This is a genomic window from Couchioplanes azureus, assembly GCF_014648355.1.
Classification (GTDB): domain Bacteria; phylum Actinomycetota; class Actinomycetes; order Mycobacteriales; family Micromonosporaceae; genus Actinoplanes; species Actinoplanes azureus.
Map to the genome: position 1 here is coordinate 602,684 of NZ_BMQY01000001.1, position 15,372 is coordinate 618,055.

Below are 15,372 nucleotides of genomic sequence, written 5' to 3' on the forward strand. Positions count from 1 at the left end.
CCCGGCTCGACGCCGCCCGGGCCCGGCGCTTCGGGGCGCTGGATACGATCTCCCCGGCACGGGCGCAGACCGCGCACGAGCAAGTGAGCGCGGCGACCGCGACCGCGGAGAACGCGCGCCCGGCGGCGACCACCGTACGGGCGCGGGCGAGTGGAGGCACGGGACAGTGACGACCCAGCAGGACGTGGAGCAGTCCGACATCCACACCACGGCCGGCAAGCTCGCCGACCTGGCGCGGCGGACGGACGAGGCGGTGCACGCCGGTTCCGCGCGAGCCGTCGAGAAGCAGCACGCCCGCGGCAAGAAGACCGCCCGGGAGCGGATCGAGATGCTGCTCGACGAGGGTTCCTTCGTCGAGCTGGACGGGCTGGCCCGGCACCGGTCGACGAACTTCGGCCTGGAGAAGAACCGCCCGTACGGCGACGGCGTCGTCACCGGCCACGGCACCATCGACGGCCGCCAGGTCTGCGTCTTCTCGCAGGATTTCACCGTCTTCGGCGGTTCCCTCGGTGAGGTCTTCGGCGAGAAGATCGTCAAGGTGCTCGACCTCGCCATGAAGATCGGCTGCCCGATCATCGGCATCAACGACTCGGGCGGCGCGCGCATCCAGGAGGGCGTGGTCGCTCTCGGGCTCTACGCCGACATCTTCTTCCGCAACGTCCGGGCGAGCGGCGTCATCCCCCAGATCTCCCTGATCATGGGCCCGTGCGCGGGAGGCGCGGTCTACTCCCCCGCGATCACCGACTTCACCGTCATGGTCGACCAGACGTCGCACATGTTCATCACCGGCCCCGACGTGATCAAGACGGTGACCGGCGAAGAGGTCGGCATGGAGGAGCTGGGCGGGGCGCGCACCCACAACAGCCGCAGCGGCAACGCCCACTACCTGGCCAGCGACGAGGACGACGCGATCGACTACGTGCGCGCGCTGCTGTCCTACCTGCCCAGCAACAACCTGGACGAGCCGAGCGTCTTCGAGGCCCCGGCGGATCTCACGCCCGGCGACACCGACCTCGCCCTGGACGCGCTCATCCCGGACTCGGCGAACCAGCCCTACGACATCCACCGCGTGATCGAGGCCGTGGTCGAGGACTTCCTCGAGATCCAGCCCCTCTACGCGCAGAACATCGTGGTCGGCTTCGGCCGGGTCGAGGGCCGCCCGGTCGGCGTGGTCGCCAACCAGCCCATGCACTTCGCCGGGACGCTGGACATCGCCGCCTCGGAGAAGGCCGCGCGCTTCGTGCGCACCTGCGACGCCTTCAACATCCCGGTGGTCACGTTCGTCGACGTGCCCGGCTTCCTGCCGGGCACCGGCCAGGAGTGGGACGGAATCATCCGCCGGGGGGCCAAGCTCATCTACGCGTACGCCGAGGCGACCGTCCCCAAGGTCACGGTCATCACCCGCAAGGCGTACGGCGGCGCGTACGACGTCATGGGCTCCAAGCACCTCGGCGCGGACATGAACTTCGCCTGGCCGACCGCCCAGATCGCGGTGATGGGTGCACAGGGCGCGGTCAACATCCTCTACCGTGGCGAGCTGGCCGCCGCCGAGGATCCCACCGCGCTGCGCGCCGAACTGATCGAGGAGTACGAGGACACGCTGGCCAACCCGTACATCGCGGCCGAGCGGGGCTATGTGGACGCGGTCATCGCCCCGTCCGAGACGCGCATCCAGGTGACCCGCGCGCTGCGTACGCTGCGCACCAAGCGGGAGACGCTGCCGCCGAAGAAGCACGGCAACATCCCGCTCTAATGGCGTAGCAGCAGGGCGCCGCCGTAGACCAGGGCGCCCAGGGACAGCAGCCAGAAGACGAAGAGCCAGACCACGTCGCCGATGTGGGTGTGCTTCTCCAGCAGGCCCGCATCGGTCGACGGGTCGGTGTGCATCGCCCAGAACAGCTCCGGCACCTGCCGGGCGCCGCCCATGAGCAGGAACCAGACCCACACGTACGCGAAGGCGAGCTGCACCGCCGCCGTCGAGCGCATCGCGACCACCCAGAGCAGCGCGCCCACGGCGAGGATGACGACGACGCCGAACAGGTTCCGCACCATGATCAGGACGCCGGCCAGGAAGGCCAGGCTGAGGAAGAGCACCGACCGCGGATCGAAGTCGTGGACGAGCAGCAGCACGCCGGCGAAGCCGAAGATCGAGGGCCCGAGGTAGCCGGCCACCAGGGACACGAACTTCGAGACCCAGTTCTCCGCGCCGGGCAGCATCTCGCCACCACCGCCGCGGAAGATCTTGACGTGCTTGACGGCCGAGCCGAACAGCCAGCCGAACACCGCGTGCCCGCCCTCGTGGGCGATCGTGATCGCGTTGGTGGTGTAGCGCCACAGCGGTACGGCGCCGACGAACGCCACCAGCGCGGTACTCCAGGCCATGCCAGGCTCAGCAGCCATACGCCCGAAGCTATCGGGCGCGATACGTGACCGACATCACCTTTTGTACGGGCAAAGAGTGACCGTTCGGTTACCCGGCCAGCCACTGCCCCGCGAGCATGAAGGCGCCCACGACCAGCGCGGCGACGTCGACGGCGAGGAAGACACCGACCCAGAACAGCGCCGGCACGTGGGTGAGACCGGCGAGCTGGTCGGCGTCCGAGTCCCGCATCCGGCCGCGGCCGCGCAACTTCTGCAACTCGAACACCGGGCGCACCCCGCCGATCAGCAGGAACCACACGCCGACGTACGCGAAAGCGGCCTGCACCTGCGCGGACGCGTACCAGGAAACGGCGAAGACGATCGCCCCGGTGACCACCACCGAGACCGCGCCGAAGACGTTCCTGATGTTGATCAGCATGAGCAGCAGCAGCACGACGGCGAGCCACAGCAGCAAGGTGATCCGGTTCCCGCCGAGCAGCCAGGCGCCGCCCAGCCCGATCAGCGACGGCGCGACGTACCCGGCGAGCAGCGTGAAGATCATGCCGGGCCCGGTGGGCCGCCCCGCGGACAGCGTCAGGCCGGACGTGTCGAACTCCAGACGGATACCCCGCAGCTTCCGCCCGGTCAGCAGGGCGACGAGGGCATGGCCACCCTCGTGCGCGATGGTGACGGCGTTGCGCGCCACCCGCCACAGCGGCCGGAACGCGACCACGAGAAGCGCCGCCACCGCCGTGACCAGCACGAGGAACCCTGGCGGGTCGGGCTGGGCGCTGAACAGCGTCTCCCAGATATCAGTCACCGAGTCGATCGACACAGCCCGGCAGCGTAGCGGATCACCGCCCCCTCAGGCCCATCCTGACCGCTCAGGCGCGGCGGCGCAGGGCCGAGGATGGCTGCGGTGCCGCGCGGCGCTGGAGTTGGCGGACACCGGCGAAGGCGCCTGCCACGAGCATCGCTCCGGTGGCGACCAGGAGCACGGTCATGACACCCGCGGCCGCCACGAGGATGGCGATGTCGGCGAGCGCGACCAGCATCCACAACGCGAGCGTGGGCTTGCTGCCGTGACGGCGGAACATCGTGCACCTCCTCATTCGGTGCCCGATGAGTACCCATTCATCGATCACCTCATGCATGGAGCTCACGGCAGGGGCTTGAACCAGTCGTAGATGACCCGCAGATCCTTCTGGGAAGCCTTCCAGTCCTCGGGCGAGACGTACCAGTTGATGCTGTACGCCTTCTTGGTGCCGACCAGGAAATTGCGCCGCACGACGTGCTGCCGGAACCCGGTGGAAGTCGTGTAGTAGAACTCCCAGTCGACGGCCTTCTGGAAGTAGTCGACCGACTTCATGGCGACCGGCTGGTACTGGCGGTACTTGCCGCCCGAGCGAGTTCTCTCCTGCTCCTGCCAGTCGGCCATCGGATCCGGCTTCGGCTGGTCCGTCTGGGCGATCAGCAGCAGCCGGTGGTCGTACTCGATGTAGATCTCGTCCGGGTTCTCGGCCTTCACCACGGCGTTCGGCGGCAACGGCACGGAGAAGCCGGTCTCGGGACCGCCGTAGGTCTTCCAGTCCGGGGGCACCGCAGCTCGCGAAGGCGCTTGCGAAGGGGCGTTCGACGGCGTCGACCCGGCGGACGGCGGCGCGGCGACCGGCGGCGGCACGGCGGCCGTCGCGGACACCTGCGGCTTCCCGGCCCCCGTCGTCGGCGCGGTCCCGGCCTGCGAACCCGGGTCACCCCCGCCGCTCCCGAAGGCCATCGGAACGACAACGGCCAGCAGCACGAGTACGGCGGCAAGCACACCGATCCCGATCACGGTCTGCCGCCGGGTCAGCGTGACACCGAAGACGGTCAACCCCCGGCGCCCGGCCGACGGCGCCCGCAGGTTCATCGGCTGCCACGCCGGCCGGCTCGCGAGCACCCCGGACGTCAGCTCACCCCGGTCGGCCGCGATCGCCCCGGTACGGAAGTCCGGACCGGACGCGCCGACGGACGCAAGCTCCGGCTCGGACGCGCCGAGCGACCCGAGATCCGGGTGGGACGCAGGCTCTGTCTCGGGACCGCCCGCAACTCCGCCGGTCAGCTTGCTCGCGGCCCCACCGGTCTTACCGCTGGCAGGCTCCACGCGGCCCGGCTCACTCTTCTCTGACGGACTGCTCTCGGACCGACCGACCCCGGACGCGCCGCCGTCAGCGCCGCTGCCCTTGGACTCACCGCCCTTGGACTCACCGCCCTTGGACTTGCCACCGTTGGACTCGCCGCTCTCGGACTCGGGGTTCTCGGCACTCTTCGTCGCGGAACCGGACTTGCCCTTTTTGTCGACGGCCTTCGCGGACGGCTCTGCAACGTCGGGATCGGATGGATCCTCGGGTTGCGCCGTGACATCAACGGGGGATTCCTCGTCCCCCGCCTGCGTCTTTGCGCCCTGCCCCACCGGGCTCGCCGCCGCGGTGGGCGCGGTCGCGCTTTGCGCCTTCGCGTCCTGGACCTGACCTTCCGCGTCCTGAGCTCGGGCCGTCGCGTCCTGAGCCGAGGCCTCCGCGTCCCGGGCCGGGGCCGTCGCGTCCTGGGCCGGGGCCGTCGCGTCCTGGGCCGGGGCCGTCGCGTCCCGGGCCGGGGCCGTCGCGTCCTGGGCCGGGGCCGTCGCGTCCTGGGCCGGGGCCGTCGCGTCCTGGGCCGGGGCCGTCGCGTCCTGGGCCGGGGCCGTCGCGTCTTGAGCCGGGGCCTCCGCGTCCAGGGCCTTCGGGTCCGGCTTCGCGGGCTGAGCGTTTGCATCCTGCGCGGGGACCGATGGCGCCGAGGTCTTCGCCTGAGGCGGGCGGTCCGCCTGAGCCGGGCGGTCCGCCTGAGCCGGGCGGTCCGCCGCGGGCTTCGCGGCAGCCGTCTGCCGTCCGCGGCCCTTCTTCCGGCTGGCCTTGCTGGTCGAGGCAGCCCCGGCGCGCGCGCCCACCGCGGGCTTGGCGGGCGACGCCTCGGGCTCGGCCTCTTCCGTCGGAGCCTTGTCCGTCGCGGCCTGGTCTGCGGCGTCTCCGGTGCTCGTGGGCGCTTGGTCGATAGTCCGCTCGTCCGTTGCCAGCGCGGCGCCGTCCGCCGTGCTGGCGGACTTGGCGGTGGTCTTGTCCGACGCGGACGGCTTCGGGGTGGGCGCGTCGGCGGCGGGGCTCGGGGTCTTCGCATCGGCCGGGGTCTTCGCATCGGCCGGGGCCTTGGCGACGTTCGCCTGCTCGGGACCGGCCGAGTCCTCTGCCGCGGTCGGCGCCTCTGGGACTGCCTCTGCAGGCCGCGACGCCTTCGGGGACGCCGGGGGCTCGGTGGGATTTTCCGGGCCGGACGAGGTTGACGCCTCGGCGGGGCTCGTGGGTGAGGGGCGGCTGGGCGCGGTCGAGCGGCTTGGGGTCGAGGGTGGCGGCGGGGGTGCCGGGGTGGGTGTCGGCTGTGGGTGCCGGTCCGCGTGGCGTCTGCGGGCTTCGGCGACCTCTTCGGCCGTGAAGGAGCCCAGGGCGGAGCCGGCACCGCGCATCGTCGCGCTGGAGGCGGCCGGTGTTTCCGCTCCTGCTTCTTGCCCTGGGGGCGGGGGGTTTGCTGTGCCCGTACCGGAAAAAAGCTGATCCACCCGCATGGCGTCGCCCGCGCCGGGAAGCGGCCGGTCCACCCGGGTCGCGTCGGCCGCGCCGGGAAGCGGCCGGTCCACCCGCGTGGCGTCGGCCGCGCCGGGAAGCGGCCGGTCCACCCGCGTGGCGTCGGCCGCGCCGGGAAGCGGGCGGTCCACCCGGGTCGCGTCCAGTTCCGGCTTTGCGGGCGCGTTCGCGGGACGCGGCGCGCGGCCCACCGTGGCCTTGCCCGGGGTGAAGATCGTCGGACGACCCTGGTCCGGCGGCGGGGTCGTGGGCCCGCGGCCCGGCGCGACCGGCGGACGGCCCGGCGGCGGCGCACCCGGCGCCCCGGAGGTGACCGGCGGCGTGGCGCGACCGGAGGTGACCGGCGGGGTGGCCCGGCCCATCCCGGCCCGCCCCGGCGTGACCGGCGGAGTGGCCCGGCCCGGATTGACCGGCGGCGCGGTCCCCCGGCTCGGAGTGATCGGGGTGGAACCGGTGCGGCCGGAGCCGATCGGCGGAGGCGTCGGCGGCCGGCCGGACGTGACCGGGGGTCGCGGGCCCGGCACGACGGGCGCGCTGCCGGACACGCCCGGAAGGATCGGCGGACGCTCGCGGCCGGCGCCGGGACGCCGCATGGTCGCGCTCATCGGGAAGCTCAGCCGCGACCGGCGCCCGGTGGCGCGCAGCAGCAGGCGCTCGGTCTCGTCGGCGTCGATGCGGTGCGCGGGGTCCTTGCGCAACAGGCCGTTGAGGACCGGCTTGAGCGGACCGGCGTTGCGGGCCGGCGGCGGATTCTCGGTGGCGAGGGCGGCAAGCGTCGCGATCGCCGAGGGACGCGCGAACGGCGACGCACCCTCGACCGCGGCGTACAGGGTCGCGCCGAGCGACCACAGGTCGGCGCCGGGACCGGCCGAGCCGTCGCGGGCACGCTCCGGAGCGATGTACGCCGGGGAGCCCAGTACCAGGCCGGTCCGCGTCACGTTGGGGTCGCCGGGCACCGTGGCGAGACCGAAATCGGTCAGCACGACGCGGCCGTCCTCGCCGATCAGCACATTGCCGGGCTTGACGTCGCGGTGCACCACGCCGGCGCGATGAGCGGCCCGCAGCGCCCCGAGGACGCCGAGCCCGATCTCGCCGGCGCGGACCGGGTTGAAGGGCCCGTCGGTGGCCAGAATGTCCTGGAGGGAACGTGACGGCACGTACTCCATGACGATCCACGGATCCGCGTCGGTCCGCAGCACGTCGAAGACGCGCACCACGTTGATGTTGTTGAGCCGCGCGATCGCCCGCGCCTCCCGTAACGAGCGCTCCCGCATCTCCTGCCGCTCGTCGGGAGTGAGGCCGGGAGGAGGAACAAGCTCCTTGATCGCCACTTCCCGGTGCAGGACGACATCGGTCGCCCGCCAGACACGACCCATCCCGCCCTGACCGAGCGGCGCGACGAGCCGGTAGCGGTCAGCGACAACGAGCGGGGGGGAAGTAGACATCACGCAGAAAATACCCGGTCCTGTCGAGCCGCAGCGAATCGATCAGCCGAGTGTGGGATGCGTGTCACCGCTCACCGCGGGGCAGAACGTACGCTTGATCAATGAATGAGGAACCGCTGGTCAGGGTGGTGCACGGCGCACCGACGGAAGAAGAGCTGGCCGCCCTGGTAGGAGCCCTGATCGCAGCATCCACGGGCACGGATGCCGCAACGTCCCGCCCCTCGACGAACCCCTGGCTCCGCAGCGTCCGCCCGGGCGCGGGCCGCGGCTCCTGGCGAGAGTCGGGCCTGCCCCGCTGAGGACCCCCTGGGATAGACACCCTTCAGTATGGTGGGAGTGTCCACAGCCCCGGCCTCGGGGGTCGAAACCCCGAGCCGGCCGGTCTAGGGTCGCGGAAGACTTCGCACTCCCGGGGAGGTCGCACAGTGGAGGACAACGGGCCGGCTTCGACGTTCACGGCTGGATTCACCTCGATCGAGACCGACATCCGGGCGATGGAGGAGTTCGCAGCGGCTCTGGCCGAAGAGGTGCAATCGGGATACGACCCGTTGTTGCAGCAGATCACCGCCGCGATGGTCACCGAACTCCCAGCGGGCAGCCCGGCGTTCCCCGAGCTGCAGAGCTTCATGCAGCACCACTACGACGCCCAGCTGCAGACCTTTTCCAATACCTTCAACTTTCGCGACGGTACGCACCAGTTCGCGACCGTGGCACGGTCGATCAGCGAGGAGTACGGAAACAGCGACGCCTACGCCCGCGCCAACGTCAAGGACGTGACCGACGGCTTCACAGATGCCAACGATCCCTTCCTCGACGGTCAAGCGATCGGGGGAACCTCTGATGCTGATCGCTGACGGCGGCGGTGGGTACGGTGGCACGAACTGGAACTCCAAAGACGTCCGCGCCATGTGGGCGGCGATCGCCGACCACAACACCGACCCCCACTTCGACGTAGTTCAAGGCTGGAGCCAGACGGCAGACCTGACGCTGGCCCACTTGGGCCAGGTCAAGAGCTACCGAGAGAATCTGGCGAGCGTGTGGCCGCCGTCGAAGAGCGCCGCGTCCGCCGCTTACATCGCACGTCTGGACAAACTCATCGCAGATCTGCAAGCGACACACGATGCAGCTGCGGCGAACTACTCGGTCTTCTCGACCGTGACACTCACGCTGAGCCTCGCTCGAACGAAGCTGAAGCCGATCCTCGAGCAGTACGAAGCTAACGAGTTGCGCATTCTCGACTGGCAGGCTCAGCAGGAAGCCACGGCCGCCAAGTCAGGCAAGCCGTCGCCGTCGCCGTCCCCGAGATCCACTACGCCGCCGGTCACTTCGGCGCAGCAAGAACAACTGAACAATCAAGCGCGCGTCATCATGTACGACCTGAGCAGCACGCTCATCAGCGGGCAGGCTGCGCTCAAAAATCCTCGACCATACGATCCCGCCGAGACAGGACAAGGCGATGGCGGGGAGGACAGAAACAACGGCGTGGGCGGGTTGGCCGCACCACCACCGATCCCACCTCCGGGTAGCAGGCCGTCCCGTTCAGCATCGTCGCCAGGCTCGTTCGCGAGCGATCCGCATGACAATCCGGGCGCCGTAGACGCACGGACCACTGACCTTCCTCGAAGCGAGAACTTCGGAGTTCCCGACGGAGCCGGAGGCGGTCCGATTCTCAGTGGCAACTCGTCGCCACCCCTGATCAGCCAGCCGCCGGGCACGATCCCATCGGTTGCTGCGCCCCCTCTTGCACCGACCGCCGGACAGATCGGCATAGTTCCAGGAACGACATTCCCCTCAGGCAACGGAGGCGCTATTCCGCCCTCTACACTTGCGCCGGGCCGCGCATCCCCGAGCAAGTTCCTCAAATCCGGAGTAAGTCCCGTCGTCGGGCCCTCCACCCCCTTTCCCGGCGGTGTCATCGGCGCGCCACCTGGAGGCGGCATCATCGGACGGGCTCCACAAGGGCCGCCCTCATCCGGTCGATCCGCACTGGGGCGACCCAACCCGGTGGGCGGCGTGATCGGCCAGCCACAGGACACGGCGTCCGCGCGCGGAGACTTGAAGGCCGCGGCTGTGAACGCCGGGCAGACCGGCACGATGACGGGTCGCCAAGGCGATGGTCGAACTCGCTGCGACGGGAAGTCCCGTCGTTGGGACCGGGACAACCCATGGGAGACGGCGAAGGGCGTGGATCCGGTGGTGTTGCCTCCCGATGATCCAGGGCCGATCGATCCCGGTCCGGCCATCGGCTATCCCCGGTGAACCGGAAGCTTGCAGCGGCAGCTGTTGCCGCTCTCACCGCCTTCTGCAGCTCACCAGCTTACGCCGACGAAATCCGCAACAAGCAATGGCATCTAACATTTCTGCAGGTGTCAGAAGCACATCTGATCAGCACCGGCAAAGGTGTCACAGTCGCAGTTATCGACTCCGGAGTAGCTCAGCATCCCGATCTCGACGGCAGCATTCTGAGCGGAACGGACTTGATCAAATCCGGCAACGGACGGACAGACCTAACGGGCCACGGATCCAGTATGGCCGGCTTGATCGCTGCGCACGGCGAAGACGATCAAGGCGCACTCGGAATAGCACCCGATGCGAAGGTGATTCCCATCCGGGTACTTGGCAGCGGCCGGACCAATGTTCCATTCGGCAAGGCTGTTCGCTTCGCCCTGAACCATGGCGCTAAGGTTATCAACATATCCATTGGAGGCGGCGTACAGCCTGACGATTTTGCCGTTTTCAAAGAGGCCGCTACCGCCGACGCAGTAGTAGTAGCCTCCGCAGGGAACAGGCCCGAGAGCGTGGCTATTTCGGCGCCCGCCTTCCTCGACAGCGTGGTTGCGGTGGGGGCCGTCGACCGGTCCGGCCGTAGGGCAGCGATCTCTGTCACCGGCCAGGCGCTCGACCTGTCAGCGCCGGGTGAAGACATCACCAGCACCAACAACAAAGGCGGCTACATCGTCGGGCAGAAAGGCACCTCGGACGCCGCCGCCATCGTTTCGGGGGCGGCGGCGCTGCTTCGCAGCAAATATCCCGGCATGACCGCTGAAGAGGTTGTGCAGCGATTGAAGGACACAGCCACCGACAAGGGCGCTCCCGGCGTTGACGAAGAGTATGGGCACGGCATCGTCAACATCGTGGCAGCGCTCCGAGCAGGAGACGCTTCTGCCCCCGAGCCACAGGGCAGTTCAGGGCGTACCGGATTGCCCTCACCAACCCGGACCTCCACCCACACCGAACCCGACAGCAGCAGCACTCCATTCATCACCGGAGCGGCGATCGCCGTCTTGGTCATGGGGAGTGCCGCAGTCGCGTGGGTGCGGCGTAAGTCTTCCGGCGGGGCTCGCTGAGCGTGCTTTGAAGGGCTTGTAGCGTAGGGCGTTGTGCGGACTGACGATGGCCTTCGGCTAGTTCTTGCCTCTGCCAGCCCTGCCCGGCTGGCCCTGCTCCGGGCCGCCGGCTTCGATCCCGCGGTCCAGGTCAGCGGCGTCGACGAATCCATAGTCCAGGCGACCGACGCCTACGACCTCTGCCTTGCGCTGGCGCGGATGAAGGCGCGGGCCGTCGCCTCCACGCTTCCTCCCGATCCTGATGTTCTTGTGCTCGGCTGTGACTCCGTACTCGCCTTCGACGGCCAGATCCTGGGCAAGCCCGCCAACGCCGCGGAGGCTGTGCGGCGGTGGACGGCCATGCGGGGGCGGTCCGGGGTGCTGCACACCGGGCATCATCTGACCGATCTCACCAGCGGCAAGCAGGCGGAGGAGGTGGGCCGGACCGTCGTTCACTTCGCCGATGTCAGCGACGCCGAGATCGAGGCGTACGTCGCCAGCGGCGAGCCGCTGCATGTCGCCGGGGCGTTCACCATCGACGGGCTCGGGGGTGCCTTCGTCGAGCGGATCGAGGGCGACCACAGCAACGTCGTCGGGCTGTCCCTTCCGCTTCTTCGCCGGCTGTTGCAGACCTTCGGCGTCAGCGTGCCGGCCCTGTGGAAAAAGCCCAGCGCCGATGAGCAGGGAAGTTAGACAACTCCGCGCAGGACAAGGCAGACATTCGGCACAGGCTTCCGCTCTGTCCACAGGTCCGAGCGCGCCGGTGACACCTGACGATAGGCTCAGGCCGTGCGCAAGGTATTGATCGCTAATCGCGGCGAGATCGCCGTACGTGTCATTCGGGCCTGCAACGACGCGGGCCTGACCAGTGTCGCCGTCTATGCGGACAGCGACCGGGACGCGCTACCCGCGCGGCTCGCCGACGAGGCGTGGGCCCTCGACGGGGAGACAGCGGCCGAGACTTATCTGCGCATCGACAAACTTCTCGATGTCGCCGCTCGCAGCGGCGCTGATGCGGTGCATCCCGGCTACGGCTTCCTCAGCGAGAACGCCGAGTTCGCTCAGGCCGTACTCGATGCGGGCCTGACCTGGATCGGTCCGACGCCGGCGGCGATCCGCGACCTGGGCGACAAGGTCACCGCGCGGCACATCGCGCAGCGGGCCGGTGCGCCGCTGGTGCCGGGCACGGCCGAGCCGGTCTCCGGGGCGGACGAGATCGTCGCGTTCGCTCGCGAGCACGGCCTTCCCGTCGCCATCAAGGCCGCCTTCGGTGGCGGTGGGCGCGGCCTCAAGGTGGCGCGCACGCTGGAGGAGATTCCTTCGCTGTTCGAGTCCGCCACTCGCGAGGCGGTGGCGGCGTTCGGCCGCGGCGAGTGCTTCGTCGAGCGCTACCTCGACCGGCCGCGGCACGTCGAGGCTCAGGTGCTGGCCGACACGCACGGCAACGTGGTCGTCGTCGGCACCCGCGACTGTTCCCTGCAGCGCCGGCACCAGAAGCTGGTCGAGGAGGCGCCGGCGCCGTTCCTCACCCCCGAGCAGCGCGAGCGCATCCACTCCAGCGCCAAGGCCATCTGCCGCGAGGCCGGCTACCACGGCGCCGGCACGGTCGAGTATCTCGTCGGGCAGGACGGCACGATCTCGTTCCTCGAGGTCAACACCCGGCTGCAGGTGGAGCACCCGGTCAGTGAGGAGACCGCCGGGATCGACCTGGTCCGCGAGCAGTTCCGCATCGCCGACGGTGAGCCGCTGGCGCTCTCCGAGGATCCGGAGCCGCGCGGGCACTCGATCGAGTTCCGGATCAACGGGGAGGACGCCGGCCGCAACTTCCTGCCCGCCCCGGGCACGGTGACGGCTCTGACCTGGCCGTCCGGTCCGGGCGTCCGGGTCGACGCGGGTGTCGAGGCGGGCAGCGTGATCGGCGGCAACTTCGACTCGATGCTGGCGAAGATCATCGTGACCGGGGCGACCCGGGCCGAGGCCCTGCAGCGGGCGCGCCGGGCGCTCGACGAGACGGTGATCGAGGGCATCGCGACCGTCCTGCCGTTCCACCGCCTGGTGGTGCGCGACGAGGCGTTCACCGACGAGCCCTTCTCCGTGCACACCCGCTGGATCGAGACCGAGTGGACCGGTGGCGTCCCGGCCTTCACGCCGACCGCCGCCCCGGCGCCCGAAGCGCCGGAGCGCGAAACCGTCGTGGTCGAGGTCGGCGGCAAGCGCCTGGAGGTGCGTCTCCCGGCCAACCTCATGACGGGTACGGGTACGGGCGCAGCCCCCGCAGCCCGTCCCGCCTCCCGCCGCGCGAGCGCCCGAGCGGCGTCCGCGGCCCCGGGCGGCGCCGCCGCGTTGACCGCACCGATGCAGGGCACGATCGTCAAGGTTGCCGCCGCCAACGGTGACACGGTGGCGGAGGGCGACGTCATCGTGGTCGTCGAGGCGATGAAGATGGAACAGCCCCTGCAGGCCCACCGCGCGGGCACGGTCAACGGCCTGTCCGCCGAGGTCGGCTCCACGGTCACCGCGGGCACCACGATCTGCACGATCGACGACTGAGCCGGGCAGCCAGCCGGGTCCTCACACAGCGCCTGCCGGAGCCCAAGGCACCAAACAGCCGAGGGCGAAGGCAGGGCCCGGAGGCGAAGGGGCCGTCGAGGGCAAAGTCGACCCCAGGGTGAAGGCGCCGTCCAGGCCGGAGTCGGGCCAAGGGCGAAGGCGCCGCTGAGGCCGAAGGCGCCGGCCGCCAAGGGCGAATGCACCGCTAGGGCGAAGGCCGACGGCGACAGGCGCCGCAGAGAGCACATCGGGCGACGGAGGCCGTGAGCCACACGGCACACCGACGTTAAGGGCGGTTGGCCACACCAACACGCCCCGGCACGAGCCGTCGGCCACACCGACACGCCCCGGCACGAGCCGTCGGCCACACCAACACACCGCGGCACGGGTCGTGGGCCATGGAGGAACGGCGTGACCGCCACCGGGCGACCGCGGCGAAACGCGGTCCCGGGCCTCACTGTCCCACGCGAACGCGGCATACCCCCGTCGGGGAAGTCGTGCACCCGGGTGGGATGGCGCGGTCGCCGGTGAGGGCAGCAGCCTCCCAGACATGGCCGCGGCAGAAGTCGGGCCGCCGGTACGGGACCTACCGACGGCCCGGGCGCCTCGCTGCCGGACCGATAGCGGGCGGCGGGCGCCATTTGTCCGTAAACGTCGAGAACGGGAGACTCGGCGTTTCGGACTCCTAACAAAGGTACGCGGACGGCCCTCCCATAAGAAGCCGGTGTCCCATTGGACACACGCCTCGACGCACTCGTGGATCCCCCGCCGTGGCGAAAGGAGGCGGGCATCCTTCCCGGCGACGGGACCGATCTCGGCCTCCGCACCAGGCCGGCAGGGCGCCCATGGCCGATCGGCGCCTAGGTCGCGGAGATCCGGGGATACCTCCCGCGTCACGTACTGCGCGTGCACCGCGAAGGACGTACCGTGTCGGGCATCACCGTTAGCCGGGCCTGATCGGGGCGCATGCTGAGCTCAGCCCATTCTCAGGTGCGCCCGCGGACAATGCGGGGACCCCTGGAGCCGTGAGGTGGCCGAGCCGATGACCGATCTGTTGACCATTCTGGCAACACCGGCGTGGGCCTACCTCGCTCTCTTCGGCTTCCTCGCCGTCGATGCGCTGGTTCCGGTGGTGCCGACCCAGGCCGTCATGATCACCTCTGGGGCCCTCACGGTCTACGGCAACCTCCACCTGGCTCTGGTCATCGCCGTCGGTGCGCTGGGCATGTTCACCGGCGACTCGATCGCCTTCTGGCTCGGGCGTACGGCCGGGCATGCCGCCGACCAGCGGGGCGGCGGCCGCCTCGCCGCCCTGCGCAACCGGTTCGCGCCGGGCACCGATGGCGCCGGCGACGTCGACGGCGGCTACGGCACGGACGATGTGGCGAGGGGGCCGCACGATCGCGCCACGGATGCGGCGAAGGGTAGGTCCAAGACCCGCCGGGCCGCCCAGCGTTTCACCCGGGGCCTGCGCAGACCCGGCCCGCTCGTGCTGCTGCTCTGCCGCTTCGTGCCCGGCGGCCGGATGGCGGCCGGTTACCACGCCGGGCGGACCGGCTACCCGATCAAGCTCTTCGTGCTCTACGACGGCGGCGCCGCGCTGGCCTGGGCGACGTACGGCGGCCTGGTCGGCCATGTCGGCGGCACCGCGGTGACCCAGTCGGCGTGGCGGCTCTTCGCCATCGCCGCGACGGCCGCGGTCATCTTCGGGACGGCGGGCTGGGTCCTGGCCCTCTTCGGCGGGCGCAAGAGCGAGGACGACCTGCCCGAGGACGCCGCCGGCGAGGACGAGCCGGTGCCGAACGCGCCGGTCCAGCCCGTCCACCCCGGATAAGCCCAGAACGAGGACGAGCGTCCCGAGGACGCCGCCGGGCAGGACGAGCCGGTGCCGAACGCGCCGGTCCAACCCGTCCACCCCGCGAAGCCCCGGGAAGCCCCGCGAAGCCCCGCGACAAGCCCCGCGAAGCCCCGCGAAGCCCCGCGAAGCCCCGCGAAGCCCCGACAAGCCCGGGCCGGTGGGCCCGCCCCGGGATC

12 protein-coding genes are annotated in these 15,372 nt (G+C 70.4%); 8 read left to right on the forward strand and 4 right to left on the reverse strand.

The genetic code is table 11. The annotated features are described in order from the left end of the window. The first annotated feature begins 184 nt into the window (after nucleotides 1–184). Nucleotides 185–1,753 (forward strand): acyl-CoA carboxylase subunit beta, encoded by a 1,569-nt coding sequence (locus IEY99_RS02815; protein WP_373293296.1) that lies wholly within the window; start codon nucleotides 185–187, stop codon nucleotides 1,751–1,753. On the opposite strand, the gene IEY99_RS02820 is transcribed toward IEY99_RS02815, so the two are convergent. The 4 genes from IEY99_RS02820 to IEY99_RS35375 form a co-directional block, all read right to left on the reverse strand. Next, on the reverse strand, nucleotides 1,750–2,400 hold the full coding sequence (locus tag IEY99_RS02820; RefSeq protein WP_189199074.1) for a M50 family metallopeptidase: 651 nt from the start codon (nucleotides 2,398–2,400) through the stop codon (nucleotides 1,750–1,752). The two genes, IEY99_RS02815 and IEY99_RS02820, sit on opposite strands and share 4 nt — an antisense overlap. Nucleotides 2,401–2,470: 70 nt before the next feature. Next, entirely contained in the window at nucleotides 2,471–3,196 is a 726-nt protein-coding gene (locus IEY99_RS02825; RefSeq protein ID WP_189199075.1) for a M50 family metallopeptidase, read from the reverse strand. Between the two features lie 49 nt (nucleotides 3,197–3,245). Continuing rightward, nucleotides 3,246–3,458: a hypothetical protein gene (locus tag IEY99_RS02830; RefSeq protein ID WP_189199076.1), complete on the reverse strand. Its 213-nt coding sequence runs from the start codon at nucleotides 3,456–3,458 to the stop codon at nucleotides 3,246–3,248. A 62-nt stretch (nucleotides 3,459–3,520) separates the two neighbouring features. Next, nucleotides 3,521–7,462, reverse strand: coding sequence for a serine/threonine-protein kinase (locus IEY99_RS35375; RefSeq protein WP_505661146.1), 3,942 nt, complete (start codon nucleotides 7,460–7,462; stop codon nucleotides 3,521–3,523). Nucleotides 7,463–7,563: 101 nt separating this feature from the next. Here IEY99_RS35375 and IEY99_RS02840 point away from each other — a divergent pair, with 101 nt between their 5' ends. The 7 genes from IEY99_RS02840 (at nucleotide 7,564) to IEY99_RS02870 (ending at nucleotide 15,172) form a co-directional block, all read left to right on the forward strand. Then, complete coding sequence (locus IEY99_RS02840) at nucleotides 7,564–7,761, forward strand: acyl-CoA carboxylase subunit epsilon (RefSeq protein WP_189199077.1); 198 nt, start codon at nucleotides 7,564–7,566, stop codon at nucleotides 7,759–7,761. 126 nt (nucleotides 7,762–7,887) lie between these two features. Further along, on the forward strand, nucleotides 7,888–8,316 hold the full coding sequence (locus tag IEY99_RS02845; protein ID WP_189199078.1) for a hypothetical protein: 429 nt from the start codon (nucleotides 7,888–7,890) through the stop codon (nucleotides 8,314–8,316). After that, entirely contained in the window at nucleotides 8,303–9,721 is a 1,419-nt protein-coding gene (locus tag IEY99_RS02850; RefSeq protein WP_189199079.1) for a hypothetical protein, read from the forward strand. Before IEY99_RS02845 ends, IEY99_RS02850 begins: the two co-directional genes overlap by 14 nt. Next, complete coding sequence (locus IEY99_RS02855) at nucleotides 9,718–10,809, forward strand: S8 family serine peptidase (RefSeq protein ID WP_189199080.1); 1,092 nt, start codon at nucleotides 9,718–9,720, stop codon at nucleotides 10,807–10,809. The genes IEY99_RS02850 and IEY99_RS02855 overlap by 4 nt, the downstream gene beginning before the upstream one ends. A gap of 33 nt (nucleotides 10,810–10,842) precedes the next feature. Beyond that, entirely contained in the window at nucleotides 10,843–11,481 is a 639-nt protein-coding gene (locus IEY99_RS02860; protein ID WP_189199081.1) for a Maf family protein, read from the forward strand. A 96-nt stretch (nucleotides 11,482–11,577) separates the two neighbouring features. Next, entirely contained in the window at nucleotides 11,578–13,338 is a 1,761-nt protein-coding gene (locus IEY99_RS02865) for an acetyl/propionyl/methylcrotonyl-CoA carboxylase subunit alpha (protein ID WP_189199082.1), read from the forward strand. 1,042 nt (nucleotides 13,339–14,380) lie between these two features. Then, nucleotides 14,381–15,172 carry a DedA family protein gene (locus tag IEY99_RS02870; RefSeq protein ID WP_189199083.1) on the forward strand — a complete coding sequence of 264 codons (792 nt, stop codon included), beginning with the start codon at nucleotides 14,381–14,383 and terminating at the stop codon, nucleotides 15,170–15,172. Nucleotides 15,173–15,372: the final 200 nt, after the last annotated feature.

What these genes read in the sequence shown, in the direction of transcription:
- IEY99_RS02840 (WP_189199077.1), top strand. Translation starts at nt 7,564, where the DNA reads ATGAATGAGGAACCGCTGGTCAGGGTGGTGCACGGCGCACCGACGGAA.
- IEY99_RS02870 (WP_189199083.1), top strand. Translation starts at nt 14,381, where the DNA reads ATGACCGATCTGTTGACCATTCTGGCAACACCGGCGTGGGCCTACCTC.
- IEY99_RS02820 (WP_189199074.1), bottom strand. Translation starts at nt 2,400, where the DNA reads ATGGCTGCTGAGCCTGGCATGGCCTGGAGTACCGCGCTGGTGGCGTTC.
- IEY99_RS02830 (WP_189199076.1), bottom strand. Translation starts at nt 3,458, where the DNA reads ATGTTCCGCCGTCACGGCAGCAAGCCCACGCTCGCGTTGTGGATGCTG.
- IEY99_RS02850 (WP_189199079.1), top strand. Translation starts at nt 8,303, where the DNA reads ATGCTGATCGCTGACGGCGGCGGTGGGTACGGTGGCACGAACTGGAAC.
- IEY99_RS35375 (WP_505661146.1), bottom strand. Translation starts at nt 7,462, where the DNA reads ATGTCTACTTCCCCCCCGCTCGTTGTCGCTGACCGCTACCGGCTCGTC.